The sequence below is a fragment of the Pseudoalteromonas sp. SCSIO 43088 genome, from assembly GCF_023650795.1.
GTDB lineage: Bacteria > Pseudomonadota > Gammaproteobacteria > Enterobacterales > Alteromonadaceae > Pseudoalteromonas > Pseudoalteromonas shioyasakiensis.
This window is the reverse complement of the sequence record NZ_CP072675.1, coordinates 2747729-2773478: the sequence shown is the minus strand read 5'-3', so window position 1 is coordinate 2773478 and position 25750 is coordinate 2747729. Positions and strand designations below refer to the sequence as shown.

Annotated in this window: 24 protein-coding genes; 13 read left to right on the top strand and 11 right to left on the bottom strand. The window is 41.1% G+C overall.

Annotated elements, in window-relative coordinates:
- Positions 1–32 precede the first annotated feature (32 nt).
- From J8Z28_RS12790 to J8Z28_RS12780, 3 genes are read right to left on the bottom strand one after another with little or no spacing between them, the layout of a single operon-like run.
- On the bottom strand, positions 33–965 hold the full coding sequence (locus J8Z28_RS12790) for a nuclear transport factor 2 family protein (RefSeq protein WP_250659559.1): 933 nt from the start codon (positions 963–965) through the stop codon (positions 33–35).
- A complete protein-coding gene (locus J8Z28_RS12785) occupies positions 962–1924 on the bottom strand; it encodes a TIGR03571 family LLM class oxidoreductase (RefSeq protein WP_250659558.1) in 963 nt (320 codons plus the stop codon). The genes J8Z28_RS12790 and J8Z28_RS12785 overlap by 4 nt, the downstream gene beginning before the upstream one ends.
- A gap of 1 nt (position 1925) precedes the next feature.
- Complete coding sequence (locus J8Z28_RS12780; RefSeq protein WP_250659557.1) at positions 1926–2381, bottom strand: nuclear transport factor 2 family protein; 456 nt, start codon at positions 2379–2381, stop codon at positions 1926–1928.
- Between the two features lie 97 nt (positions 2382–2478).
- Between J8Z28_RS12780 and J8Z28_RS12775 the strand changes: the two genes are divergently transcribed.
- The 7 genes from J8Z28_RS12775 to csrA all read left to right on the top strand — a co-directional run bounded on the left by J8Z28_RS12775 (position 2479) and on the right by csrA (position 9881).
- Positions 2479–3408 carry a LysR family transcriptional regulator gene (locus J8Z28_RS12775; protein WP_250659556.1) on the top strand — a complete coding sequence of 310 codons (930 nt, stop codon included), beginning with the start codon at positions 2479–2481 and terminating at the stop codon, positions 3406–3408.
- Positions 3409–3802: 394 nt separating this feature from the next.
- Positions 3803–4429: a GTP cyclohydrolase II gene (locus tag J8Z28_RS12770; protein ID WP_058585670.1), complete on the top strand. Its 627-nt coding sequence runs from the start codon at positions 3803–3805 to the stop codon at positions 4427–4429.
- Positions 4430–4507: 78 nt separating this feature from the next.
- Entirely contained in the window at positions 4508–5302 is a 795-nt protein-coding gene (locus J8Z28_RS12765; RefSeq protein ID WP_054560784.1) for a BPSS1780 family membrane protein, read from the top strand.
- Positions 5302–5754, top strand: coding sequence for a regulatory protein RecX (locus J8Z28_RS12760; RefSeq protein WP_250659555.1), 453 nt, complete (start codon positions 5302–5304; stop codon positions 5752–5754). The genes J8Z28_RS12765 and J8Z28_RS12760 overlap by 1 nt, the downstream gene beginning before the upstream one ends.
- 17 nt (positions 5755–5771) lie before the next feature.
- Positions 5772–8372, top strand: coding sequence for an alanine--tRNA ligase (alaS, locus tag J8Z28_RS12755; RefSeq protein WP_250659554.1), 2601 nt, complete (start codon positions 5772–5774; stop codon positions 8370–8372).
- 6 nt (positions 8373–8378) lie between these two features.
- Positions 8379–9596 carry an aspartate kinase gene (locus tag J8Z28_RS12750; RefSeq protein WP_058585667.1) on the top strand — a complete coding sequence of 406 codons (1218 nt, stop codon included), beginning with the start codon at positions 8379–8381 and terminating at the stop codon, positions 9594–9596.
- A 93-nt stretch (positions 9597–9689) separates the two neighbouring features.
- Positions 9690–9881 carry a carbon storage regulator CsrA gene (csrA, locus tag J8Z28_RS12745; protein WP_036970495.1) on the top strand — a complete coding sequence of 64 codons (192 nt, stop codon included), beginning with the start codon at positions 9690–9692 and terminating at the stop codon, positions 9879–9881.
- Positions 9882–9908: 27 nt separating this feature from the next.
- Here the strand turns inward: csrA and J8Z28_RS12740 are convergent, their stop codons facing one another.
- Positions 9909–10376 (bottom strand): YcxB family protein, encoded by a 468-nt coding sequence (locus J8Z28_RS12740; protein ID WP_130166576.1) that lies wholly within the window; start codon positions 10374–10376, stop codon positions 9909–9911.
- A 124-nt stretch (positions 10377–10500) separates the two neighbouring features.
- On the opposite strand from J8Z28_RS12740, the gene J8Z28_RS12735 reads away from it, so the two are divergent.
- The gene (locus J8Z28_RS12735) at positions 10501–11424 is read left to right on the top strand and encodes a hypothetical protein (RefSeq protein ID WP_250659553.1); all 924 of its coding nucleotides are present in this window, start codon (positions 10501–10503) and stop codon (positions 11422–11424) included.
- A gap of 940 nt (positions 11425–12364) precedes the next feature.
- Here J8Z28_RS12735 and J8Z28_RS12730 read toward each other — a convergent pair.
- Entirely contained in the window at positions 12365–12556 is a 192-nt protein-coding gene (locus J8Z28_RS12730; RefSeq protein WP_054551284.1) for a hypothetical protein, read from the bottom strand.
- A 51-nt stretch (positions 12557–12607) separates the two neighbouring features.
- Entirely contained in the window at positions 12608–12781 is a 174-nt protein-coding gene (locus J8Z28_RS12725; RefSeq protein ID WP_064971747.1) for a DUF1328 domain-containing protein, read from the bottom strand.
- Between the two features lie 534 nt (positions 12782–13315).
- Between J8Z28_RS12725 and J8Z28_RS12720 the strand changes: the two genes are divergently transcribed.
- The 3 genes from J8Z28_RS12720 to J8Z28_RS12710 are packed head-to-tail and all read left to right on the top strand — an operon-like array spanning position 13316 to position 16493.
- Positions 13316–13564 (top strand): OadG family protein, encoded by a 249-nt coding sequence (locus tag J8Z28_RS12720; RefSeq protein ID WP_054560781.1) that lies wholly within the window; start codon positions 13316–13318, stop codon positions 13562–13564.
- Positions 13565–13579: 15 nt separating this feature from the next.
- A complete protein-coding gene (gene oadA, locus J8Z28_RS12715) occupies positions 13580–15352 on the top strand; it encodes a sodium-extruding oxaloacetate decarboxylase subunit alpha (RefSeq protein WP_250659552.1) in 1773 nt (590 codons plus the stop codon).
- A 10-nt stretch (positions 15353–15362) separates the two neighbouring features.
- The gene (locus J8Z28_RS12710) at positions 15363–16493 is read left to right on the top strand and encodes a sodium ion-translocating decarboxylase subunit beta (protein WP_058585665.1); all 1131 of its coding nucleotides are present in this window, start codon (positions 15363–15365) and stop codon (positions 16491–16493) included.
- Between the two features lie 419 nt (positions 16494–16912).
- Here the strand turns inward: J8Z28_RS12710 and J8Z28_RS12705 are convergent, their stop codons facing one another.
- Positions 16913–18229: a peptidoglycan DD-metalloendopeptidase family protein gene (locus tag J8Z28_RS12705; protein WP_054560778.1), complete on the bottom strand. Its 1317-nt coding sequence runs from the start codon at positions 18227–18229 to the stop codon at positions 16913–16915.
- Positions 18230–18627: 398 nt separating this feature from the next.
- Between J8Z28_RS12705 and tyrS the strand changes: the two genes are divergently transcribed.
- Complete coding sequence (gene tyrS, locus J8Z28_RS12700; protein WP_054560777.1) at positions 18628–19827, top strand: tyrosine--tRNA ligase; 1200 nt, start codon at positions 18628–18630, stop codon at positions 19825–19827.
- A gap of 59 nt (positions 19828–19886) precedes the next feature.
- Here tyrS and J8Z28_RS12695 read toward each other — a convergent pair whose 3' ends face one another.
- The 4 genes from J8Z28_RS12695 to folE2 form a co-directional block, all read right to left on the bottom strand.
- Positions 19887–20837 carry a cobalamin biosynthesis protein CobD/CbiB gene (locus tag J8Z28_RS12695; RefSeq protein ID WP_250659551.1) on the bottom strand — a complete coding sequence of 317 codons (951 nt, stop codon included), beginning with the start codon at positions 20835–20837 and terminating at the stop codon, positions 19887–19889.
- A gap of 1 nt (position 20838) precedes the next feature.
- A complete protein-coding gene (gene mtnN, locus J8Z28_RS12690) occupies positions 20839–21546 on the bottom strand; it encodes a 5'-methylthioadenosine/S-adenosylhomocysteine nucleosidase (protein ID WP_054551291.1) in 708 nt (235 codons plus the stop codon).
- Between the two features lie 103 nt (positions 21547–21649).
- A complete protein-coding gene (locus J8Z28_RS12685) occupies positions 21650–22243 on the bottom strand; it encodes a DUF2726 domain-containing protein (protein ID WP_058585661.1) in 594 nt (197 codons plus the stop codon).
- Between the two features lie 81 nt (positions 22244–22324).
- Complete coding sequence (folE2, locus tag J8Z28_RS12680) at positions 22325–23245, bottom strand: GTP cyclohydrolase FolE2 (RefSeq protein WP_250659550.1); 921 nt, start codon at positions 23243–23245, stop codon at positions 22325–22327.
- A 173-nt stretch (positions 23246–23418) separates the two neighbouring features.
- Here folE2 and arcB point away from each other — a divergent pair, with 173 nt between their 5' ends.
- A complete protein-coding gene (gene arcB, locus J8Z28_RS12675) occupies positions 23419–25746 on the top strand; it encodes an aerobic respiration two-component sensor histidine kinase ArcB (RefSeq protein ID WP_250659549.1) in 2328 nt (775 codons plus the stop codon).
- The last annotated feature ends 4 nt before the right edge of the window (positions 25747–25750 follow it).

The following is a 25750-nucleotide window of genomic DNA, read 5'->3' as shown; positions in this document are numbered from 1 at the left end:
ATGAAAAAGCGCTCACATTGAGCGCTTTATTGTTAGATTATAAACTCAGGCAAATTCTGTTCATCAAACCAACCCGGTATGTAATGCGATTCGTAAAGTCGCCAACAATTATCTGACTCTAATCTTGCTGCTAACTGATAGTGAGCTGCATAGATTTTTTGATTGCCATCATTCACGGGGTTTTCGGGAATGATTCGGGCAATGATAAATCGAGCTGTTTTTTTATCTTGGCTAATCTCCATTTTAACCAACTCTGCAAAGTGCTGCCAAAATGGCGCAAGCAGTCTAAAGTTTTTTAAACTCCCTATAACACTTTCTCTACCAGATAAATCACCTAAAGGAGGAAAGCTGCCATGTATATCTTGGCTGTAGCAATCAATAAGTAAATTAATATCACAATTATCAACAGCAAATGCATACTTGTTATAGAGATCAATGAGAGCTTGCTTTGGCTCAGAGGCTTTAAACTTACGAATTAATGCCCATGGAGAGTGTAATTCACTCACAATTGTTGGTTCGCCATCAACTAGCTGCCAGCCCTGAACTCCAGGAAGCATGTTCCAGTTAGGAAGCAAGGATTGTTGTCCTTTATTCCAGTTAACCTGAAATTTAATGTGGTTAATAAGCCATTGCTGGTTTTCATAAACGAAATGAAAAATAAACGTACAACCACATAAAAAGCGTTTTTGCCCATGATTTACATCTACATAAGCGTAGCTGCTTGCTGCGGCAAAATCTTTTTGGTGTGCAGTAAACGTATTTGTAAATTCAGTACTCGTTGCATAGTTTTTGAAATCTTCACTTAAGGTTGTTGATACATGCTTTTGCCCATTTATAGAGCCATGGTGATGGCTTTTGAAAACGATATCAGAGCTAAACAGCTTTGCTAACGAGTGCTTATCCGAGCGTAACCAGCTATCTTTAAACTGAGATATTAAGTTTTCGAGCTGTTCTTGAGTACTCATACAGCAGGCTCTTTTTGTTCTTCTTCAAGAGCAGGAATAACAAAGTTACCCAATTCATCAATTACATCTTGGGCAGCCCTTCGAGAAGGTTTTAAGTTTAGCGCAATGTGTTTTACGCCAAGCTCTCTGTGTTTTAAAAGTCGCTCAATAAGGGCATTTCGACCAATTCGTACAACGTTATAAAAACGCTGGTACGGGGCGTCAGGGTTTTTATCTAAATCAAAAAATGTCGCATAGCCGTAATGTGGGCTTGTGTTGCTATTGCTTGCAATTGATAGGTTGTTAATGATTTCACTGATGGCTTGTTCATTATCAACAGCCCAAATCCAAGCATTAACATTATTAGCCAACCACTCAAATGATTGCCTAGAACGACCAACGGCCATAAAGGGTATTTGCTGGTTTACTGGTTTTGGATAAAGGTCAAGTGAACCATCAAGCTCACCGTAATATTGGCTAATGTGTTTAGGAAAGCTTTGTTGGTGTAATGTTTTGATAATTTCAACTGACTCTCTGTAGCGCTCAGCACGCGCGTTAAAATCGACACCAAAAGCCGGGTATTCAACTGGCCTGTCTCCGGTTGAAACTCCTAACACAAAACGACCATTACTTAGATGATCAACTGAGGCTGCTTGTTTGGCAACCATGATAGGATCGCGTAATGGTAAAACTGCCCCTGCGGTGCCTAAAGTAATTGTATTTGTATGTGCAGCAATGAAACCTGCGTAAGTGAATGGATCAAGCATCTGCGCAGCATCACCAAAATTAGGATCATAAAAAGGCACATCCCTAAACCAAATACTGGCAATACCTGCTTGTTCAGCTTGCTTAGCCGTTGCTATATCAGCATTGAGGGTAGGGAAAGGGCTGCTAGGGTAAGCTTCAAGGGGAGTGAGCAATCCCAGCGTTAATTTGTTGTCGGCAAATACATTTGTAAAGCTAGTTGGTAGATTATTCATGTTACTGATCTCCCGAATTCGCTGGCCAGACAACATCAAGTTTAGAGTGGCTAATGCGCCATTGACCGTCGACTTTTTCATAGCGGTCTAAGTATCGGCCCACCAATAAAAGCGGAGATTCGCTTTGCTCCCTACTTGTAACAAAGTCAATTAGATAGCACTCCCCCTGTGCTGTCGTTTTATCTGTTAGCACTATTTGATGGTTCATTACGGCATGAACAAAAGGGAAGTGCTTTCTATTGTGGGTATCGAATTCATTATAAGCATTTTTTAATCCTTGCTTTATCTGTTCAATTCCATTCATTTCTCCCACTGTTACTTCGACTCGTGCGTCGCTAGTAAATACTTCTTCCATTTTATGAATTTGACCAGAGTCTAAAAGCTGACTGTAGTTTAATCGAAGAGTTCGGATCTCTTCTTTTTCGAGTAAATCGAGAAGTTTGCGTTCGCTCATCATGTTTCTCTATTGCTGAATAAGTGAACACTATTTTATTATCTTCTTTTTAAATGATAACCTAGCTAATATTCCATTTATTCTGTCCTGGGATTCCATAATGAAACCAGAAGATAGCCCTTTCTTTGGTATTCGAGAGTTTGTTGAAACACTACGCATGGGTACATTCACAGCAGCTGGTAATCGGTTAGGTTTAACAGGCTCCGCTGTTGGTAAAACTGTTACTAGGCTTGAAAGTAAGTTAGGTACAAAGCTACTGCATCGAACAACTCGTAAAGTTATGGCAACCCCAGAAGGGCAGCATTATTTTGAAGGCTGGGTAAAAATACTGGCTGAAATAGATAGCCTAGAGCAAGCTGTCACTGCCGGTAGCCATAATGTTTCGGGGCAAGTAAAGCTTCACTTACCTGCGGCATTCGGCCGTAAGTATGTAATGCCAATACTTTCTAAACTAGCAAATAAGTATCCTAAACTAGAGCTTGCGGTTCACTTTAGTGAAAGTCGTATCAATTTAATAAATGAAAATGTTGATTTGGTGGTACGTATCGGCACATTAGAAGATGATGCCGATCTGGTAGCAAAATTGTTGGGTTATCAAAAATTAACAGTGTGTGGTAGTCAAGGTTATTTTGACCAACATGGTGTGCCAGACACTCCTGCCGATTTGCTCACTCATGATTGTATTATTGGCAGTAAGCGCTCTTCGCAGCCAACATGGTTGTTCAAAGATAGTAAAAAGCAGTCATTTAACCAGCTCATCAATGCCAGATATATGCTCAGTGATGGAGATGCGATGCTAGATGCCGCACTTAATGGTTTAGGTGTTGCACAATTACCTACATGGCTTATTCAAGAGCAGCTAGATAGTAATAGACTAACTAGTGTTTTAGATACCTTTTCAGGTGCGGTTATGCCAATCAATGTTGTTTGGCCACGCTCAAGATATTTAAAGCTTAGTCAAAGGGTTATAATTGATGAGTTAGCAGAGCAATTTAAGCTTCAAGCATCACTTTTTGGTTATTCTTCATAATTGTTTATCTAGCGCTTTTAGTACGTTATTAATCAGCGCTGAGACCCATCATTACACTGTTATTTTTATTATTTTGATAGGTGGTTGATAAAGGCTTAGCGGTTTATTGAGATTAAACTAATCTATTTTTTCGAATATCTGCAGAGGTTTGTTTAGTAACTTATTGTAATTCAATAGCCTAGTTATAAAAAGCAAAGCTTTTAAGGAGTTTTGTTAGCGCCACTAAAGCGAGGCGCAAGGCTCGTATCTTGGGGTGGTTTGAGTGTATAATACTTGAATTGCTGGTAACTGCCTCAATATTAGTTATCACTCGTCGTATGTTGCATCCTTACAACCTTCAAGCTGTTGTAATCACATTTGCAGTATCGCATTTATTTTTTAATTTGGATTTGTCGTGGCGCAAGTAAGAGCAAGAGTCCAGCTGAATGTTGGCAAAAACAGTGATATCCCTGCAGAAATCGTATCTTTCAGTGGCTTAAATGATGGCCAAGAACATGTTGCTTTAGTGTTTAATCAAGCAGACACAGAGCAAGATATCCCTTTAATTCGTATGCATTCAGAGTGTTTAACGGGCGATGTATTCCATTCATCACGTTGTGATTGTGGTGAGCAATTAAATGAGTGTATCGAGATGATGCACCAACAAGGCGGTATTTTACTGTATTTACGCCAAGAGGGCCGTGGCATTGGTTTATACAATAAAATTGATGCTTACGTATTACAGTCGCAAGGTATGAATACGTACGAAGCGAATAACCACTTGGGTTTTGCTGATGATTTACGTGACTTTTCAGACGCGGTATTAATGCTTGAAGCGCTCAATCAAAAGCACGTTAAGCTAATGACTAACAACCCAAATAAGCTTAAAGCACTGCGTGATGCAGGTATTGAAGTTGATTCAGTGGTTGGCACTCATGCGCACATTAAAGCGGGTGTGGTAGGTAACCGAGCTTACCTCGAAACGAAAATCAAACATGGCTCGCACATGCTTGATATTAAAAAAATTAAAAAGCCTGAGTAAATTTCACTACAGGTGACTATAAACAAGTAGCGCACCCAGTTATACTCGGTGCGTTTTGTCGTTATTGAATGAGAAACTATGTCGATCGAAGTACGTATTTTTAAAGCTGATGCGGGCGTTAAATGGTTCAAAGCTGGATGGGAAATCTTTAAGCTGCAACCTTTGACTTTTATTTTAATGCATCTGCTAATCGTGATAATTAGCTTTTTGGCATTGCTACTACCTTTACTGCAAGTTGTTGGTGCGTTTGTAACGCCATTTTTGATGGCGGGTTTTTATCAAGCTGTGTTAACAAAGCAGCAAGGCGGGACTGTCAGTCAGGCTGATATTTTTAAGCCGTTTAGTAATAAGGGAAACCGTATAGGTTTAGTGCGCGTTGCCGTGTATCAGATGGCGGCAGGTATTTTATTGGCCTTATTGTCTAATTTCATTTTTGCAGATGCCTACGCAGTTATTTCGAGTCAGACTTTCGATCCACAAAACCAATCACATATTGCAGATTTATTGGCAACCATTTCAATGGGGCAAGTTGCGGTATTCTTAGTGGCGATCTGTGTGTATTTAACTGCTTTTGCCTATGCAGTGCCTTTGGTTTATTTTCAAAAACAAAGCAATATGTTTCAGGTTTTAAAAACCTCATTCATGGTGTTTTACCATAATATGGCGCCATTGAGTGTTTATGGCCTAATTTGCGCTGTTTTAATGGTGATCTGTATTCCTTTATCGTTTATTCCTCTATTGGTTTTAATGCCAATTTGTTACATTAGCTTCTTCGTGTCTTTTCAGGCTATTTTTATGCCGGTTGTGCCAAAAGGTGATGACCAAACAAAAGCACCTGAAGCGCCGTCACAATCAGGACGCTTTGACGCGTAATGGATGATAAAGAACAAAAGTTAAAAAATTACGTACTTTGGTTATTGTCTCGACAAGATTATTCGCGTCGGGATTTAACAAGAAAGTTACAGCAAAAAGAGGCGACGCCCGAGTTCACAGAGCGCTTGTTAGATTGGTGTGAATCACACAACTTTATTAACGAACAGCGCTATTGCGAAGGGTTTGTACGCCGCCATTTAGCTAAGTATCATGGTGCAAAACGCATTCAGAGCGAAGCAATGGCAAAAGGGATAGACCGAGCACTATTAGATAAGACGCTCGAGGAGTTCGAAGTCGATTGGTTCGAACTCGCAAAGGACGCATATTTAAAGAAGTTTTCAAATTCAGGTAAAGAACTCGACCAGAAAGAAAGAGCGAAACGCGTACGCTACTTGATGTATCGAGGCTTTAATTACGAACAAATTGATTTTGCAATGCAAGCACAGCAATAAACGGGTGAGACTTTCACATGCAGCATATGACTACCGCACAGATCAGGCAACAGTTCTTAGACTTTTTTGCCTCTAAACAACACCAAATTGTTCCTTCAAGCTCGCTGATCCCGGGTAACGATGCCACGTTATTATTCAATAACGCCGGTATGGTGCAATTTAAAGATGTATTTTTAGGTGCGGAAAGCCGCCCTTATTCACGTGCAACCAGCTCACAACGTTGTGTGCGTGCCGGTGGTAAACATAACGACCTTGAAAACGTAGGTTACACTGCACGACACCATACATTCTTCGAAATGTTAGGTAACTTCAGCTTTGGCGATTACTTCAAGCAAGACGCAATCAAGTTTGCTTGGGAGTTTTTAACTGATGTTGTAAAACTACCTCAAGAAAAGCTACTTGTTACCATTTATCACGATGATGAAGAAGCCTTCAATATTTGGCATGAAGAAGTGGGTCTAAGTGAAGACCGTATTATTCGCATTGCAACCAGCGATAACTTCTGGTCAATGGGTGATACAGGTCCTTGTGGTCCATGTTCTGAAATCTTTTACGATCACGGTGAAGAAATTTGGGGTGGTCCTCCAGGTTCACCTGAAGAAGACGGTGACCGTTTCATCGAGATCTGGAACCTAGTATTTATGCAGTATAACCGCCATGCCGACGGTACAATGGAGCCGCTTCCTAAGCAGTCTGTTGATACAGGTATGGGTCTTGAGCGTATCTCTGCAATTTTACAAGGCGTGCACTCAAACTACGAAATCGATTTATTCCAAGCACTTATTGCTGCTGCGGCTAAAGTAACAAACGCACAAGATTTAGATGATAAATCGTTACGCGTTGTGGCTGACCACATTCGTTCGTGTGCGTTCTTAGTGTCTGACGGCGTTATGCCATCAAACGAAGGCCGTGGTTATGTACTACGTCGTATTATTCGTCGTGCAGTTCGTCACGGTAACAAGCTAGGCGCTAAAGGTGCATTCTTCTACAAGCTAGTTGCTGCACTAATTGAGCAAATGGGTCAAGCGTACCCAGAGCTTGCTAAGCAACAAGAAATTATTGAAAAAGTACTGCGTATCGAAGAAGAGCAGTTTGGTAAAACACTTGAGCGTGGTCTGGCTATTTTAGAAGAAAGCCTAACTGACATCGAAGGTGATGTGATCCCAGGTGACTTAGTATTCAAACTTTACGATACTTACGGTTTCCCAGCAGACTTAACGGCAGACGTGGCGCGTGAGCGTTTCATGACGATTGATGAGCACGGCTTCCAAGAGTGTATGGCTGTTCAGCGTAAGCAAGCACAGCAAGCTGGTAAGTTTGGTGCTGATTACAACCAACAACTTAAGTCTGAAAAACACACAGACTTTAAAGGTTACGATGCAGAACATTACACAGGTACTGTGGTTGAACTTTTCTCTGAAGGTCAATCGGTTTCTGTACTTGAAGATGGTCAAGACGGTATCGCAATCTTAGACCGTACACCGTTCTACGCTGAATCAGGCGGTCAGGTTGGTGACACAGGTGTGTTAAAAGTTGCTGGCGGTGAGTTTGTAGTGACTAACACCACGAAACTTGGTAATGCATTTGCACACCATGGTCGTGTACAAGGCCGTATTGGTACAAACGATAAAGCAGAGGCAACAATTGATGCAGCACGTCGCGATAGCATCAAGAAAAACCACACTGCAACACACATTTTACATGAAACGTTACGTCAAATTTTAGGTGAGCACGTAAATCAAAAAGGTTCACTTGTTGACCCTGAGCGTTTACGTTTTGACTTCTCTCACTTTGAAGCGGTAACAAAAGACGAATTACGCCAAATCGAGCGCGCAGTGAACGATGAAATTCGTCGTAACTTTGCTCTTGAAACTGAGCTAATGGCTATCGAAGATGCTAAAGCAAAAGGTGCAATGGCATTATTCGGTGAAAAATACGACGACGAAGTTCGCGTAGTAACCATTGGTGACTACTCAATCGAGCTATGTGGTGGTACTCACGTTAAGCGTGCAGGTGATATAGGTTTATTTAAAATCGTATCAGAAAGCGGTATCGCAGCCGGCATCCGCCGTATTGAAGCGGTAACAGGTGCTGAAGCGGTTGCTTATGTAAGTGAGCAAGAGCAACAACTAAACGATGTTGCAGCACTAGTAAAAGGTGATAGCAGCACAGTACTTGAAAAAGTAACGGCGTTACTTGAGAAATCAAAAGGCCTTGAGAAGCAAATTGCACAGCTTAACGACAAGCTAGCAAGTGCGGCTGGTGCATCGTTACTTGACTCTGTTGTTGAAGTGAACGGTATTAAACTACTGGTTGCTGATGTTGCAGGTACTGAGTCTAAAGCACTACGTGGCATGGTTGATGACCTGAAAACGAAAATTGGCTCAGGTGTTATTGCCCTTGGCGTAGCTAATGGTGACAAAGTAAGCCTAATTGCAGGTGTAACTAAAGACCTAACAGGTAAAGTGAAAGCCGGTGAGCTTGTAAATCACATGGCTGCACAAGTAGGCGGTAAGGGCGGTGGTCGTCCTGATATGGCACAAGCAGGTGGTACTCAGCCTGAGAACCTAGCTGCAGCCTTAGAAAGTGTAACTAGTTGGTTATCTGAGCGTTCTTAACTACTAGTGGCACTTATCGTCCAAAAATTCGGTGGCACCTCAGTTGGCTCAATAGAGCGAATTGAGGCAGTCGCCGACCTTGTTGTAAAAACCAAGCAACAAGGCCATCAAGTTGTGGTGGTACTCTCGGCTATGTCGGGAGAAACTAACCGTCTAATTAAACTCGCTAAACAAATCGATTCTCGCCCTAGTGCTCGTGAGCTTGATGTATTGTTAACCACAGGTGAGCAGGTGTCGGTCTCTCTGCTGGCAATGGCTATCATCAAACGTGGCCACTCAGCGGTAAGCTTACTTGCTGATCAGGTCAACATTCGCACTGATAATATGTTTGGTAAAGCGCGCATTGAAGAGATTGCGGCGACTCGTCTTAAGCATGAACTTGAACATAACCGTATTGCCATTATAGCGGGCTTTCAGGGCCGTGATATTGAAGGCAATATCACCACGCTTGGTCGCGGTGGTACTGATACCTCTGCGGTTGAGATTGCTGGCGCTATCAATGCCGATGAATGTCAAATTTACACCGATGTTGATGGGGTATACACGACCGACCCGCGTATTGAACCAAATGCGCGACGTATGAGCCATGTCACCTTCGAAGAAATGCTCGAAATGGCCAGCCTTGGGGCTAAGGTGCTACATATTCGTAGTGTCGAAGCCGCAGGAAAGTATAATATACCGCTCAGAGTGTTATCGAGTTTTAACCCGGATCAAGGGACCTTGATCAGTTTTGAGGAGCCGGATGTGCAAGCAAACATTGTGTCGGGTATCGCCTTTAATCGTGACGAAAGTCTGATTTACGTTAATGGTGTGCACCAAGGAACGGAAAACCTTGCAAAAATTTTGAAACTTTTTGCAGAATTCGGCATCGAAATAGATATGATTAATCAAGTTAATCATAACTTTGAAAAAATAGACTATGCTTTTACTGTGCACACGAATGATTTTGAGCAAGCGCTTGAAATTTTGACCAGTAACCAAGATGGTATCAGCGCAGAATCTATTAAAGGGATCAGCAATGTTGCCAAGGTGTCTGCAGTAGGTGTAGGGATGAAATCTCACTCTGGTGTGGCAAGTTTATTTTTTAATGCCCTTGCCGATGAAAACATCAAAGTGATGCTTGTATCGACATCAGAAATAAAGATATCAGTTTTAATTGACGAAAAGTATTTAGAACTGGCTGTACGTGCGCTGCACAAAGTTTTTTTAACTGAAAATGAATAAGATCTAGAGTTTTTACTTACTTTTAAGTCTATATTTCATTAGAATGTTTTTGACGCGGAATCTTTTAATTTTTTGGAACATGGGAGCAAGAGAATGTTAATACTAACTCGTAGAGTAGGTGAAACCCTTATGATCGGTGACGAAGTAACAGTTACTGTTCTTGGTGTTAAAGGAAATCAAGTTCGCATTGGTGTAAATGCACCTAAAGATGTATCAGTACATCGTGAAGAAATCTACATGCGAATCCAAGCAGAGAAATCTAACCCAAATCCGGGCAACGTTTAATCAGCGACAGATATTTTTAAGAGCCACTCACTGAGTGGCTCTTTTATTTAGTTCAGCTGTTATTTCATCATTTAGCGCTTGTTTAGAAATATATTGCATACCGCGCTGAGCCTTTAAAATATAACCTCGCTCAGTTTCAATAATTTCACTAATTTGTTGCCAGCTTAATTGATAGCTTTTATGCGGGTTTTCGGCTTTAACGCCTTCATCATCAAATACGACAGTCACTTCGCTACCCGATGCACGACTCATCATTTGTCTTGCGACCCACCATGGGCGTTTGTAGTAAAACGATAAGCACTCAACCACGGCAAGCATAATCATAAAGCTGCCTAAATAATGATTATCTAATTGATAAAAAGCTAATAAGCCTAAGGTTATTAATAATACCAATAGCGGGTATTTAGGCTTAGCTTGTGATGAATAAGGTAAAGACTCATCAAAGCATTCGTAATAATACGGTTTATCTAATTTGTAAGTTGTACTTAAAGTCATTTGTGGGCTCACTTAATTTGCTGGCGGCAGTTTAACATTGATAGAAAAAATCTTCTGTAGTTGGTTTTCATTTAGTTGTCATTGTGAGAGCTTAAGGTATGTGTATTTTAAAGGTGTAAGCTGTATGTTTGTTAGTTCAATGTCATTAGCGCTAGCAATGACCACAAATACTTTTTTAGTTATGGGCGATATGCCATACACCCCGATTGATGAAATCAATCTCGCCAAAGACGGAAAAATTACCAAGGCAATCGCAGCAACACCTCATGGCTTTTTAATGCATCTTGGTGACATGAAATCGGGAGCGCTTGCTTGCACGAATAAACTTTTGCAAAGTAATAAAGCGTTATTAATGTCTTTGACCCCGCAGCCTTTTATTTACACGCCAGGTGATAATGAATGGACCGATTGCGACCGAGAAAAGCTATCGGTGCGCTTTGATGAACTTGAACGGCTAAGCTTTGTTAAAGGCTTGATGTTTGACGATGATTATACAAAAAAAGCACAGCAACTTCAGGGTTATGCAACCCAAGCTGAAATGCTAGAAAATGCTCGCTGGCAGTTTGATGGTATTGAGTTTCGCACTTTGCATATACCGGGCACTTTTAATGGTCGCTCACAAATTTTAAAAAGTGATAAAAACGCGGCACTAGATGCCGCCGACAAGCGTGATAAGTACAACTTAACTTGGTTAAAACAAGGGCTTGTTCAGCAAGATGCTAAGGCCTATGTGTTTGGCTTTCAGGCTGATATTTACCACCCGACCAGTAAGCCCGCTTGCAGCGAATCACAGCGTAGCGATTGTGATGCATTTAAAATATACCGAGATGCCATCAGCGACTTCGCAAAGCAGACCAATAAGCCTGTACTTGTAATGCATGGCGATACCGGCCCATATTGCCAGCAGCAGTTAGCGAGCAACTTAACGCGGTTAAATGTACCTGGCGACTTTGCTGTAAGTGATGTCGCAAAGGTGAGTTTTAATGACGGCCAGTGGCATATAGCGAGTGTAACGACAAACGAGCCCCTCACAACGTCTTGTGAGTAATAACGTAGGTTGGGTAGAGCGGAGCGAAACCCAACAAGTTAGCGAGTTTCTAGGGGAAAGAGTAAAGTTGCGAGCATGATGTAGCAGCGGTTTAACCCCGCGTAGGCGTGAAATTTATTTCGCGCGATGTTTCTTAAATCTACGTGTAAGTCGTAGGTCGGGCTTTAGCCCGTCAATGTTAGCGGTTATGTGTCGCCATAAATGACGACCTACATGATGTAGGGTAGAACGGAGTGAAACCCAACAAGTTAGCGAGTTTCTAGGGGAAAGAGTAAAGTTAGCAAGCTTGAGGCTCGCGTAGGCGTGAAATTTATTTCGCGCGATTCCCTGAATTAATGCGGCTGTAGGTCGGGCTTTAGCCCGTCAAGTATGAGTGATAAAACATGTGTCGTCATAAATGACAACCTACGTGACGTAGGTTAGAGCGGAGCGAAACCCAACAAGTTAGCGAGTTTCTAGAGGAAAGAGTAAAGTTGCGAGCATGATGTAGCAGCGGTTTAACCCCGCGTAGGCGTGAAATTTATTTCGCGCGATTCCTCAATTAATGCGGCTGTAAGTCGGGCTTTAGCCCGTCACGTATGAGTGATAAAACATGTGTCGCCATAAATGACGACCTACATGATGTAGGGTAGAACGGAGTGAAACCCAACAAGTTAGCGGGTTTCTAGGGGAAAGAGTAAAGTTACGAGCTTCTTGACACAAGCTGCAGGTAGCCTAGACTTGCTAACTTGCTAACTTGCTAACTTGCTAACTTGCTAACTTGCTAACTTGCTAACTTGCTAACTTGCTAACTTGCTAACTTGCTAACTTGCTAACTTGCTAACTTGCTAACTTGCTAACTTGCTAACTTGCTAACTTGCTAACTTGCTAACTTGCTAACTTGCTAACTTGCATACACAAAAAGCGGCACTTGGCCGCTTTTCTTAAGTAAGGTGTGTTATTAGCAGTTAGTTTCTTCTGCGTTAACACCTTCTTTTACTTCTTCACATGCATCTTCAACTGCATTTTGTGTATCAGTAATTGCTTCATCAATACGCTCACCTGCGTCTTCAGCAGAGTTGTCTTCACAACCCATGATGAATAAACCTGAAAATAGGGCGATAGTAGCGGCTTTTAAAGTTGAATTTTTCATAATGAAATTCCTTGTAAATTTAAAATAAAGTAAGTGGTTATCTGCTTTTAACTACTTAGGGACACTGCCTCTAAGTGCTCCTGATACCAGCGAAATAACTAGTAATACTAAAAATATAAAAAAGATAATCTTAGCGATGCCTGCAGCGGCTCCTGCGATACCGCCAAAACCTAACACTGCTGCGATTAACGCGATAACTAAAAAAGTAATTGTCCAGCGTAACATAGTGGTCTCCTTGGCTATTTAAATTTTCTTAAGTTCGATGTAACTAAAGCGAGTTCTGTGCCATAAGTTTTATTTTATATATTTCAACGGGTTGAGTGTTTTTGTTGTTCTTGATAGGGTTCATCATTTGGTAACTTTTACGAGTAAGCATGTAACTTATTCATAGTGATATTTTTTCATATTGAGCTGAATGAAGAAAAAGAGTATTTCTATGATTATTGGTAAGACCAATTTAACTTTGTTTTAAGGGGATAGCTCTAACACCTTGTTGTGCGTGGTTTTTAGGCTTTTTACTATGATTGGTTAATAGCTGAACATATAACGTCTGGCTATATTGACTATTTATATCATCTATAACGGGGCTTTAAATGCGCTAATAGTAGGGTGTTAATTATATGTGCGTCATGTTATTTTAAATTTAATTGGTTTTACCAATTTACAATGGTGCTATACAAATGAATTTTGTTTGTTATTATTGGTGCATAATTATTTAACAAAAATAACTTTTTATTTTAAGTAAGCGAGGGGAGTCGTATGGATATAGGTGGATTACTCACCACTGCGGCCAGTTTGATGGTGACAGGCATGGTAGGCGTGTTTGTTTTTCTGACTATTTTGATTTCAGCAGTCACTTTAATGTCAAAGGTAGTGGGTCGATTTGATGATCCTGCAACTGCAGAACCTACGCGTACAGCAAAAATTCAACCTCAACAGGGTGTGCCACAGGCACATATTGCAGCAATCAGCGCTGCAATTGCTCAATTTCGAAATAAACAAAAATAACGGGGCAGCTTAAACATGGCTAAATTAAAATTAACCGAATTAGTATTGCGTGACGCACACCAGTCTCTTTTGGCAACGCGTATGCGCTTAGATGACATGCTACCCATGGCAGAAAAACTCGATAATGCGGGTTATTGGTCAATTGAATCATGGGGTGGTGCGACGTTTGACTCGTGTATCCGTTATTTAGGTGAAGATCCTTGGCAACGTATTCGCGAGCTAAAAGCGGCAATGCCAAACACTAAGCAACAAATGCTACTGCGCGGACAAAATCTTCTAGGTTACCGTCATTATGCTGATGATGTAGTCGAAAAGTTTGTTGAGCGTGCCCACAAAAACGGTGTTGATGTTTTCCGTATTTTCGATGCGATGAACGATGTACGTAACCTTGAAACTGCCATTAAAGCCGCAGTTAAAGTAGGTGCTCATGCCCAAGGTACTATTTCGTACACAGTAAGCCCAGTCCATACGCTTGATATGTGGCTTGAGCTTGCAAAACAACTAGAAGATCTTGGTTGTCATTCAATTTGTATCAAAGATATGGCGGGTTTATTAAAGCCATATGATTGCGAAAAGTTGATCAAAGGCTTAAAAGAAACTGTATCTATTCCTATCGCAATGCAATGTCACGCGACGACAGGTTTAAGTACTGCAACTTACCAAAAAGCAATCGATGCGGGTATCGATATGCTTGATACGGCGATTTCGTCAATGAGTATGACCTATGGTCATAGTGCCACAGAAACTATTGTTTCAATTGTAGAAGGCACTGAGCGTGACACCGGCCTTAATTTAAATGAGTTAGAAGAAATTGCCGCTTACTTCCGTGATGTACGTAAGAAATACGCTGCATTTGAAGGCAGCCTTAAAGGTGTTGATGGTCGTATCTTATTAGCCCAAGTACCTGGCGGTATGTTAACTAACATGGAAAATCAGCTTAAAGAGCAAGGTGCTGCTGATAAGCTTGATCAAGTATTACTTGAGATCCCGCGTGTTCGTGAAGACTTAGGTTACATTCCTCTAGTTACACCAACGTCGCAAATTGTTGGTACTCAAGCAGTACTCAATGTACTGACTGGCGAGCGTTATAAAACCATCACTAAAGAAACTGCGGGTGTTCTTAAAGGCGAGTATGGTGCAACACCAGCACCAATGAATAAAGAGCTACAAGAGCGTGTATTAGAGGGCGCTGAAGCAATTACGTGTCGCCCTGCTGATAAGCTTGAGCCTGAGCTTGAGAAGCTTGAAGCAGAGTTATTAAGTGAAGCTAAAGAGCAAGGTTTAGAGCTTGCTGATGACGTGATTGATGATGTGCTTACTTACGCATTATTCCCTCAAATTGGCCTTAAGTTTATTAAAAACCGTAACAACCCTGATGCGTTTGAAGCAATTCCAACGGGTGAAGTTGTTAAGTCAGAAACTAAGCCAGCCGCTTCAAGTCCTGCAAAAGCAGAGCAATTCAGCGTTAAAGTTGATGGCAAAGTTTACGATGTAGTTGTAGCGCAAGGTGGTGAGCTCAAAGAAGTAACCCTAAAAGACAGTGAGTTAATTCCTCAGTCAGCTTCAGCGTCTGTTAGCGAAACCTTAAACGCGCCGTTAGCTGGCAATATTTTCAAAGTGAAAGTAAAAGCTGGCCAAACAGTAAATGAAGGTGATGTGGTTATCATTATGGAAGCGATGAAAATGGAAACAGAAGTTCGCGCCGCACACTCAGGTACAATTGCAGAAGTATTAGTAGCAGAGGGCGACTCTGTTGCCACTGGCGATGCGCTAATCGCGCTAGCATAGGAGACAGAGGATGGATGGTGTTTTAAACCTCTGGCATGCGACAGGTATTGCTAACTTTACCTTTCCTGCATTAATAATGATTGCGGTAGGTTGCGGGTTATTATATCTCGCGATCGCCCGTAAATTTGAGCCACTGTTGTTATTACCGATTGGTTTTGGGGCTATTTTAACTAATATCCCAGTTGCTGGGTTATCTGAGCCGGGTGGTCTTTTATATTACGTGTACCATATCGGGATTGACTCTGGGGTATTCCCACTTTTGATCTTTATGGGCGTCGGGGCGCTTACAGACTTTAGTGCCCTGATAGCAAATCCGCGTATGTTGCTGTTAGGCGCGGCTGCGCAGTTTGGTATTTTTGCTACTTTATTTGGTGCAATTCTACTTAACTTTATTCCTGGCTTTGAATTTTCGCTACAGGATGCATCGGCCATCGCCATTATTGGTGGGGCAGATGGTCCAACAGCTATTTTCTTAGCATCTAAGTTGGCACCTGATTTACTTGGTGCAATCGCAGTAGCGGCTTATTCATACATGGCACTTGTGCCAATTATTCAGCCGCCAATTATGCGCGCACTTACAACGCAAGAAGAGCGCGAAATTCAAATGCCGCAACTTCGTACAGTATCGAAAAAAGAGAAAATTGTTTTTCCATTAATGGTGCTTAGTTTAACTATCTTGTTTTTACCTGCGGCAACACCGCTGGTAGGTATGTTCTGCTTAGGTAACTTGATGCGTGAATCAGGTGTGGTTGATCGTTTAAGCAATAGTGCACAAAACGAAATCATCAACATTACCACCATTTTCTTAGGCTTAGCGGTAGGCTCAAAGCTTGCAGCCGATAAGTTCTTAACCGTAGAAACAATCGGTATTTTGGTGTTAGGTGCTTTAGCCTTTGCAATTGGTACAGCTTCAGGGGTGTTTATGGCAAAAGGTCTTAATAAGATCTCTAAATCGCCAATCAACCCATTAGTAGGCGCAGCCGGTGTGTCAGCGGTACCAATGGCAGCACGTGTGGTTAATAAGGTAGGTCTTGAGAGCAACCCGCATAACTTCTTGTTAATGCATGCCATGGGACCAAACGTAGCAGGGGTATTAGGAAGTGCCGTTGCAGCAGGTATTTTGTTAGCGATTGTTGGCTAATAACACGATTAAGTCGATTTACTTCCAACCGACTGGCGCAGTAATTTTACTGCGCTTTTTTTTGCCCTTAAATTAGGTATAGTAAACCTTAATATTCAACAACTAAGAAAGCCGCCATGAATGTTTTTATTATCTTATTATGCCTTTTTGTTGCTTTGGTTATTTTAATACCACTACTTGAAAAGTATCAGTCTAAAATGGGGCTTGATGGCGCGACAAAGTATGCAAAGTATATTTGGCCACTGGTGATGATTTCGCTGATTATTCAACTTATCTATGTTCTTTTAAGGTAATAATAGTATTAACCCGCAGTGCTATCAGTACTGATTTTAGTAAAGTCCATAATAGTTTTAGCCAGATTTATTCTAGGCACAAAAAAGCCGCTTCAATTTGAAGCGGCTTTTTTTATATTTACTTAACTACTTATTTAACGCTAATTGTAACTCACGGTTACGCTGTAATTGAGCTAAGAAGTTATCAGCAATCGGTTTAAACTTAGCTAGCTCATCGCGCGGTAGAGGCTCTGATTTAGGTAGTTTGACCGTTTTAGGGTTACGGTGAACACCGTTTACTAAGAATTCATAGTGTAAGTGTGGGCCCGTCACACGACCTGTCGCACCAACAGTACCAATCTTCTGGCCTTGTTTCACTTTCTGACCAGTTCTAACCATCTTTTTGTTTAAGTGTAAGTACTTAGTCACATACTGTGTGCCATGGCTAATAAATACATAATTACCGTTGTATTTACTGTAGCCTGCTTTAATCACTTTACCATTACCCGATGATACAACTGGTGTACCGGTACGCGCTGCGTAATCGATACCGTTATGTGGTTTTACCGTTTTGGTCACTGGGTGTAAACGACGCGGGTTAAAGCTCGAGCTAATATACTTAAAGTTAACTGGCGCACGTAAGAAGGCTTTTTTCATGCTACGGCCTTCAGGTGTGTAAAAGTTACCATCAGTATGGCGAATAGCGGTATAACGCTCACCTTGGTTAATAAATTCTGCGGCAATAATTTTACCATCACCAATGTACTCACCATCAACATAGTGAGCTTCATAAATGAGACCAAATTGGTCACCTTTACGAATGTCATTAGCAAAGTCGACATCCCAACCGAAGATGTCAGCAAAATTCATAATTTGACGCTCGCTTAAACCTGCTGCAATGCCTGACGTCCAAAAGCTATTAGAGATCTCACCGCCAGCCGACTTACTTAGCGTTTCGATTTCTTTGCTATCGATAGAAGTGTCGTAGTTACCTTCGTCATTTAATGTAACGTATAAGGTATCTGTTTTTGAGATCACATAACGTAGCTGAGCTAAAGAGCCATCTTCAGCTGTTGCAAAGCTTAAGATTTCGCCTGGGTGAATTTTTGTTAATTTACGAGTTTCTGCGTTGGTGTTAACTAGTTTGTGTAATGTTTGCGCTGAGAAGCCCGCACGTTTAAAGATAAGTGCTAAATTATCGCCATTTCGTACTTCATGGTCGATAAGCTCGTATTCTGGAAGTTTTGCTGCTGCTTGCTGTGAATTAAGCTCAGTTAGTTTTTCGTTATCATCAACTTTAACTTGTAATTCGTAGCGTTTGCCAATTTCAAGTGCTTTTGCACTGTTATCCTTTGAAGCGGTGGCTTTTTCAGAAGGCAATAATGCCAAGCCAACAATAGCAGAAACCAAACCGAGAATAAGCAGTTTGTGTTTTTTGGGAAGTTTGTGCACTACGTGAACCATATCGTGCCTTTTCTGCTGTCAAGAAATTTAAATACTAATATCGCAGGATATACCTAAAATAGAGCAAATACCAGTGTTTTGTAGATTTAAACTGGCGCTATTTTACGCTAGAATTGCTCAGCGCGTTAAACTTTTTTGGTTAAAATTGCAGCAGGTGCCTATGGTTAAACTAAATCTATATTAGTTAACTAAAGTACCTTCATTAAATTGCAATAACGCGGTATAAAGAACAATCATGCGCGCTGCCTTCAGGGCTGTTTCTTAAACTATTTAAGTTAGGCTTTTTTCTAGTGTCGCTTTTTGGTGCTAACTAGCTAAATTTTAAAGTTTTTAGCTCTATATTTATAACCCTGACAGGCCACCACGCCCCGGTAGCTGAATTTTTGGAGTAATACACAGTGGATTTACAAACCGCTCTAGCTGAGATAAAACGCGGTGCAGAAGAGATATTAATTGAAGACGAATTAGTCGAAAAGCTAAAGTCTGGTAAGAAACTTAAGATCAAAGCGGGTTTCGATCCAACTGCGCCTGATCTGCATTTAGGTCATACAGTTCTTATCAACAAAATGAAAACCTTCCAAGACCTAGGTCATGAAGTGATTTTCTTAATCGGTGACTTCACCGGTATGATTGGTGATCCAACGGGTAAAAACGTAACGCGTAAACCGTTAACTCGTGAAGATGTTTTAGCTAATGCTGAAACCTATAAAGAGCAAGTATTTAAAATTCTTGATCCTGCTAAAACAACTGTTGCATTCAACTCTGCTTGGATGGAGAACTTAGGTGCAGCAGGTATGATTAAACTGGCTGCGCGTCAAACAGTAGCACGTATGCTAGAACGTGATGACTTTAAAAAGCGTTATGCCAACGGTCAATCGATTGCTATCCACGAATTTTTATATCCACTGGTACAAGGTTGGGACTCAGTTGCATTAGAAGCTGATGTTGAGCTTGGCGGTACAGATCAACGTTTTAACCTATTAATGGGTCGTGAATTACAAAAAGACGAAGGTCAAAAGCCACAAACAGTACTTATGATGCCACTGCTTGAAGGTACTGATGGCGTTCAGAAAATGTCTAAGTCATTAGGAAACTACATTGGTATTACTGATGAGCCTAACGACATGTTTGGTAAAGTAATGTCTATCAGTGATGATCTAATGTGGCGTTACTATGACTTATTAAGTGCATTATCTATCGAAGAAATTGCTGCGCTTAAACAGCGTGTTGCTGACGGTGCAAACCCGCGCGACATCAAGATTGAACTTGCCAAAGAAATGATTGCACGTTTCCACAGTGAAGAAGCAGCCGAAGGTGCTCATCAAGATTTCATCAAGCGTTTCCAAAAGAATGCATTACCAGATGAGATCCCAGAAGTGACAGTAACAATTGCTGAAGACACTGTGTTTATTACTAATCTATTAAAAGAAGCTAACCTTGTAGCTAGTACGTCAGAAGCAATGCGTATGATTAAACAAGGTGCTGTAAAGATTAATGGTGAAGAGAAAGTAACAGATACTAAGCTTGAAGTTGCTAAAGGCACAACACAGATTTACCAAGTAGGTAAACGTAAGTTTGCTAAAATCACCTTAGCTTAATAAAGCTAATTGGTATAAAAAAACCAGCTGCGGCTGGTTTTTTTGTGCTTATATTTTGATTAGTTTGTGAATAGGCTAATTACTTCAATCCCGACTATCAGTAGTAACCAAAATGCTTTCGCTTGATTTAAGCGATTCACTAAAGCAGGAATATCATCGGCATCTGGTAGGCGATCGGTCCCAACACGCATTTTATTAAAGCGCTCACCTTGGTAAAGGGCAGGGCCGCCTAACTGTACTTGCAAAGCAGCCGATGTAACACTTAACAGCCATCCTGTATTGGTTTGATAGAAGTGTCTGCCATAGTGTTTTATATAATGAATACATTGTTTACTGGCATTAGTTGCTGCAATCGTTAATGCAACTAATCGAGTGGGTAACCACTCCAATACAAATAGTAATTTAGCAATGGGAGCCAAAAACGGGTTGTTGGGTTTTAGGTTTTTTCGCCATGCCTGATGAATTAATGTGAGTAAACGATAAACCAAAGCAAGGATAGCGCCGCCAAGTAGATAAAAGAATATAACGGCAAAATAATGCCGCGCACTTTGAAGCACCAGTGACTCCATGGTTGCTTTGCAAATGCCTGGGGCTGATAAACGTGATACATCACGGGCAACAAGGCTAGCTAGTAGCTCTCTTGCAGTCGCTTTTTGGTTGAGCTTGAGTAATCTGGCAATACGTAATGATTTCTTCTCTTGAGCGCGGCTACTGAGTAACAAATATAAAATTAAGCCATTTAATAGCTCAGGGTAAAAAGCAAACTCTAAAAACAGCACAATCAATGTCACTATCACTAAAATGGTGAGAGTAAAAGCTAAGGTTGAGGCTAAATATTGATAGCTTTTGGGGTTCGTTGGGTTGTATAAACGCTCGCAAAGCGCAGAGAAAATAACGGTTAAAAAGGTATTAGGATGATACCAACTAACCAAAGGAAAGAAGCGCTCAGCTAAGAGCGCTACAAAAAATACAATAATGTCCAAATGGTTTTGAACAATATTTGCAATCACCTTATAAACTCACCGATGTTAGCTTCTCTAAAAGAGCAACAACCATTTTAGATGAGTTGATAGATGCGGTTTCGATATACTCTTCAAATGATTGCGGCGACTCTTTGCCAGCAATGTCAGACATTGAACGAATAACAACAAATGGTGTTTCTAGCACATGACAAGCTTGTGCAATTGCTGCACCTTCCATTTCTACTGCAAGCATAGTTGGGAATTCAGCACGTGTTTTTTCAATTCGTACCGGGTCACACATGAATGAATCACCAGTACAAATTAGGCCAATCATGGTTTTAACATCGCTGATTTGACTTACGCTTTGCTCTGCCGCTTCAATCAGTTTAGGGTGCGCAGCAAAGCCTGCTGGCATTTGTGGTACTTGACCGATTTCGTAACCGAATGCAGTTACGTCTACGTCATGGTGGCGAACTTCTGAAGAAATAACCACATCGCCTACATTTAGCGATGGCTCAAAACCACCTGCAGAACCTGTGTTGATCACACAATCAGGACTGAAGTTATCGATTAGTAGTGTTGTTGCTACTGCAGAAGCCACTTTACCAATACCAGATTGAACTAAAGTAACTGTGTTACCCGCTAGTTCACCGGTGTAAAAGGTAAAACCAGCTTTAGTCATGATGCTTGGGTTTACCATTGCTTCGCGTAAGATTTTTACTTCTGGCTCCATCGCGCCAATAATACCAACGTGCATAATATTTGATTCCTTAGATTGAATAGGATGATTATACCTAAAAATGTCTAAAACAAACAAAAAAGCAGACCTTAAAGTCTGCTTTTGCCAATATTATGACGGGTTATATTTCTGCAAGCGCTGTTGAGTGTGCTTTTGCTTGTGATGGTGATAATACCGCAGGTTTAGTAACGCGGTTGCGTGCAGGTCTTGCAGGCGCTGCTGCAGGTTTACCAAGTTTAAACATGATTGCATCACGCACTTCTCTTGGTTGATAACCTGATTTTACCTTCATGCGAATATGCGGGATGCCTGCCGCTTCTAACGCGCCACTAACAAACCAGTCACGTTGTGCTTTATGGCCGTCGCGGTTGGTGTTATTGACTAAATCAACCGCGGCAACAATAGTAAGTTTGTCTTTGTCGATAAGCACGTAATCTAACTGTTTATTTTTGGCTTTAGCCATTGCAGCTCGTTTGGCTTTGATAGATAAGCCTTGCTTACAGTCGATTAAATCAATGAGTTTAACGCGGCTGACGATTTTATATTGGTCGCCTACAGCACGTTCTAGAAGATGTAAAAAAGCACTCTCAACTTGCGTAAAAACAGTTTGCTTACGAGTGAAAGGATAAGGGTTTCCGCCTTCATCGGTAAACTTTGACGCAACAACAGAGGCTACTACGACTAATACTAAAATTGATAATAAAGCGAATTCCATACGGTAACTCCACAACAACAAATTGACACTGAAAATTAATAGCAATTAGCGTGCCTAAGTGTGTGGAGTCACCTGAAATTTTTAAGCTGTGTATCCGCCAGTAACCCCTTTAACAGCGATAGCTACTGCGTCGTGGGCATGAAGTGATTCGTAGTGATTTATTTGCAGCCAGTAATCTGCGTAGTTTTGCTGTTCAAGTAAGCCTTTAATTTTACGCGCAGCATCTTCGCAGAACATGAGGTTTTGACCATTTAAGCGGGCAAACTCTTGCTCATCTTCACGTTTAACTGCTGCTTGTACTGGTGTTTTTAGCTCAGCTTCTAGCGCATCAATTAAGCCAACCACATCAAAACTGTCAATTTTGCTGTGGAGCTTTACTTTCACATTTGCAATTGAACGTTGTGAGTGTGGTGTAGCAACAATGCCGTCTGTTGTGCCTAGCCATTCTAAAACAGTTTGCTTATCAATATTTTGCTCTGCAAACTTTTCGCTAAAGGCATTTTGAATTAATTGACGAGCAAGAGCCGCTGAACATGGGCATGTAGACGAGTAAGTAACATCAACCATTAACTCAAAGCTTACAATGCCTTGGTTGATCTTAGCGATCAGATGAATAGGGTAGTTTTTCCAACCTACTTTGCCACTTAATAAAGATTTACGACGCAGAGGTAGCTCAAATTTGAATTCGATTTGTGCTTGGTCACTTAAATCATCATGGCTGCTAATAAAGGCATCAAGTGCTTGCTTGAGAGTTTGTGGATTAACTTGCTGCTCGGTTGATAAGGTATCAAGAGCTAAAAATAAACGCGACATATGAATGCCTTTGGCGTCTTCTTTATGCAAGTTTACAAAAGCGCGTGCCTTGGCAATTACATTTACAGGGGCAATATTGCGAGTTTCAAAAATGAAAGGAAGTTCAATTTCGCCCATGCCAACCCAGTCTAATTTACCTGTTTGTAAGGCGGGAGCCGTATCAGCAATATCTGGCATTGTGGTTTGCATGGTAATACTCATTCTTTGCAATTATTAAAGCGCGGTATTTTACATGAAAAAATATAAAAAAGCGGCGTTGATGAAAAAATTCTATGTTTATCGCACAATATGAATATTTCTAAAGGAATAGTGATAAAATTAGCTATGCTGTTTTTTTTCGATTATGTGCCTAAGCTTTATATATGATTGATTCTTCTTTGAGTCCGTGGGCTCGCACTCTCTCAAGCTTTATTTCTAAGTATGGTGAGTTTAAAACTGCCGCTGCCTGTTATGCCTTATTATTGGTCATGTCGCTGATCTTATCGTGCATGTTTTATTATGTAGCAGTTGGTACGGTGACTTTAGTTGATGTTTTGGCCGTGATGTTCTTCACTGCGGTGGTATCGCCGATTTTAATCACTGTACTGCTTAACTCAATTCGCCAATTAGAAGCCTCTTATAGCTACCTAGATAGCGCAACCAAACAAGAAAAACTGCTTAACCAAACGCTAAAAGACAATATCAGTCGCTTAAACGAAGAGATTGATGAGCGTAAAATGGCGTTTCATGCCAAGCACAGAGCAATAGAAGAACTTAGACGCGAAATCGCCGAGCGTAAGAAGACCCAACAAGAGCTTGCGCAACAAGGCATGCTATTGCGCTCTATTGTCGACTCATCTCCCGATTTATTTTATTACCGCGATAACAATGGTGTATTTGCTGGCTGTAATAAAATGTTTGAACAAGTGATAGGTAAAAGCAGCGATGAGTTAATCGGTAAGAGTGTTGAAGAAATCTACCCAAGTGATTATTTACCTGAAGTTCTGCGCACCGACAAAAAAGTATCTCAAACCCACCAAGCTCTTACACTTGACGTTGAATACCCTGTTGATGGTGAAAAGCGCTGGTTTGAAATGCGTAAGTTACCCTTTATAAATGAAAAAGGTGAGTACATAGGTCTGCTTGCCTTTGGCCGTGATATCACCAGTCGTAAAGAAGCAGCACAAGCCCTTGAAGCAGCTTATAAAGATAAAGGAAAATTCATTGCAACTTTAAGCCATGAATTAAGAACACCGCTTAACGGTATAGTGGGTTTAACCCGCATGCTACTTGATACTGAACTCGATAAACAGCAACGTAGTTGGTGTAACACGGTGTTTTCAAGTGCTGAAACCCTTGGCAATATTTTTAACGATATTATCGACTTGGATAAAATTGACCGTGAGCAGCTCGATATTGTTGCTGATTCAGTCAATGTGGCCGACTTTATTAATGACGTAGTGAATTTTGCCGGCTTAATTGCTGAACAAAAAGGCCTTGAGTTCAATATTAAACGTAAAGGCACACTGGATGTTTACGCATCTCTAGATCCGACTCGTTTACGCCAAGTTGTTTGGAATCTTATCAATAATGCCGTTAAGTTTACTCAGCAAGGCCATGTAGAGCTTGAATGTCGCCGCGAGAATCGTGCTGATGGTCCGTGGTTAGTGATGCGTGTAAGCGACACGGGTCAAGGTATTCCACAAGAGCAGCTGCATCGTATTTTTGACATGTACTACAAAGCACCAGATATCAACGGCACCAATGCTATTGGCTCAGGTATCGGCCTTGCGGTAACAAAAGCACTTGTTAGCGCAATGAAAGGTGAAATTAATGTCAGCAGTACTGAAGGTGAGGGCAGTGTTTTTGTTGTTGAAATACCACTTAAGCTTTGTATTGCGCCTACCGAGCAAAGTTATGCGGTACGCAGCTTAAACATTCTTTTAGTAGAAGATGTGCCGCTAAATGCTGAAATTGCTACTAACTTACTTGAGCAGCGTGGCCACGAAGTTATTTGGGCTGAAACTGGTGAAGATGCGCTGTCGTTTGTCTACACAGAAGATGACTTAGATCTCGTTTTACTTGATATGCAATTACCTGATATCAATGGTGATGAAGTTGCTCGTCAAATTCGTGACGATGAACACTTTGATAACTTACCAATCGTTGCCTTGACTGCCAACGTGCGTAGCGCCGAAGAGGAGCTTGCGGGTATTAATATTCAAGGTGCACTTGCTAAGCCTATCAACACCACTAAACTCGATAAAATGCTCGGTGAGTTATTTGATATCAAGCAGCAACAAAACTGTCAGCCTGAGCCAATCAAAGCTGTGACTGAAAAAGATTTATCGGGTATTCGCGTTGAGCTGCTCGATATAGAAACCATCGAAGACTTTGTAGGCTCAATGGGGCTAGTTATCTTTAATCGCAGCTGTGAGTTATTTAATAAGTTAAATCCTCAGTACCAAACTGAGCTGGCAGATGCGTTAGCGGCAGATGATAGAGAAGAGTACAAATCGGTGGCACATAAATTAAAAGGTGCAGCTGGCTCTGTAGGCTTAAACGATGTGCAGTTACATGCTAAGAAGATGGAACATGGCGCGCTTGAAGAGAGTAGCGAAGAGTTACAGCAGTGGCTTGAAGAGTTAGCAGTGAAAATAAATGAAGGGCGTGACGCCCTCCAATTATTCTTACAACAGTTAGAAGATTAATTCT

What these genes read in the sequence shown, in the direction of transcription:
- J8Z28_RS12790 (WP_250659559.1), bottom strand. Translation starts at nt 965, where the DNA reads ATGAGTACTCAAGAACAGCTCGAAAACTTAATATCTCAGTTTAAAGAT.
- J8Z28_RS12785 (WP_250659558.1), bottom strand. Translation starts at nt 1,924, where the DNA reads ATGAATAATCTACCAACTAGCTTTACAAATGTATTTGCCGACAACAAA.
- J8Z28_RS12780 (WP_250659557.1), bottom strand. Translation starts at nt 2,381, where the DNA reads ATGATGAGCGAACGCAAACTTCTCGATTTACTCGAAAAAGAAGAGATC.
- J8Z28_RS12775 (WP_250659556.1), top strand. Translation starts at nt 2,479, where the DNA reads ATGAAACCAGAAGATAGCCCTTTCTTTGGTATTCGAGAGTTTGTTGAA.
- J8Z28_RS12765 (WP_054560784.1), top strand. Translation starts at nt 4,508, where the DNA reads ATGTCGATCGAAGTACGTATTTTTAAAGCTGATGCGGGCGTTAAATGG.
- J8Z28_RS12760 (WP_250659555.1), top strand. Translation starts at nt 5,302, where the DNA reads ATGGATGATAAAGAACAAAAGTTAAAAAATTACGTACTTTGGTTATTG.
- alaS (WP_250659554.1), top strand. Translation starts at nt 5,772, where the DNA reads ATGCAGCATATGACTACCGCACAGATCAGGCAACAGTTCTTAGACTTT.
- csrA (WP_036970495.1), top strand. Translation starts at nt 9,690, where the DNA reads ATGTTAATACTAACTCGTAGAGTAGGTGAAACCCTTATGATCGGTGAC.
- J8Z28_RS12740 (WP_130166576.1), bottom strand. Translation starts at nt 10,376, where the DNA reads ATGACTTTAAGTACAACTTACAAATTAGATAAACCGTATTATTACGAA.
- J8Z28_RS12735 (WP_250659553.1), top strand. Translation starts at nt 10,501, where the DNA reads ATGTTTGTTAGTTCAATGTCATTAGCGCTAGCAATGACCACAAATACT.
- J8Z28_RS12730 (WP_054551284.1), bottom strand. Translation starts at nt 12,556, where the DNA reads ATGAAAAATTCAACTTTAAAAGCCGCTACTATCGCCCTATTTTCAGGT.
- J8Z28_RS12725 (WP_064971747.1), bottom strand. Translation starts at nt 12,781, where the DNA reads ATGTTACGCTGGACAATTACTTTTTTAGTTATCGCGTTAATCGCAGCA.
- J8Z28_RS12720 (WP_054560781.1), top strand. Translation starts at nt 13,316, where the DNA reads ATGGATATAGGTGGATTACTCACCACTGCGGCCAGTTTGATGGTGACA.
- oadA (WP_250659552.1), top strand. Translation starts at nt 13,580, where the DNA reads ATGGCTAAATTAAAATTAACCGAATTAGTATTGCGTGACGCACACCAG.
- J8Z28_RS12710 (WP_058585665.1), top strand. Translation starts at nt 15,363, where the DNA reads ATGGATGGTGTTTTAAACCTCTGGCATGCGACAGGTATTGCTAACTTT.
- J8Z28_RS12705 (WP_054560778.1), bottom strand. Translation starts at nt 18,229, where the DNA reads ATGGTTCACGTAGTGCACAAACTTCCCAAAAAACACAAACTGCTTATT.
- mtnN (WP_054551291.1), bottom strand. Translation starts at nt 21,546, where the DNA reads ATGCACGTTGGTATTATTGGCGCGATGGAGCCAGAAGTAAAAATCTTA.
- J8Z28_RS12685 (WP_058585661.1), bottom strand. Translation starts at nt 22,243, where the DNA reads ATGGAATTCGCTTTATTATCAATTTTAGTATTAGTCGTAGTAGCCTCT.
- folE2 (WP_250659550.1), bottom strand. Translation starts at nt 23,245, where the DNA reads ATGCAAACCACAATGCCAGATATTGCTGATACGGCTCCCGCCTTACAA.
- arcB (WP_250659549.1), top strand. Translation starts at nt 23,419, where the DNA reads ATGATTGATTCTTCTTTGAGTCCGTGGGCTCGCACTCTCTCAAGCTTT.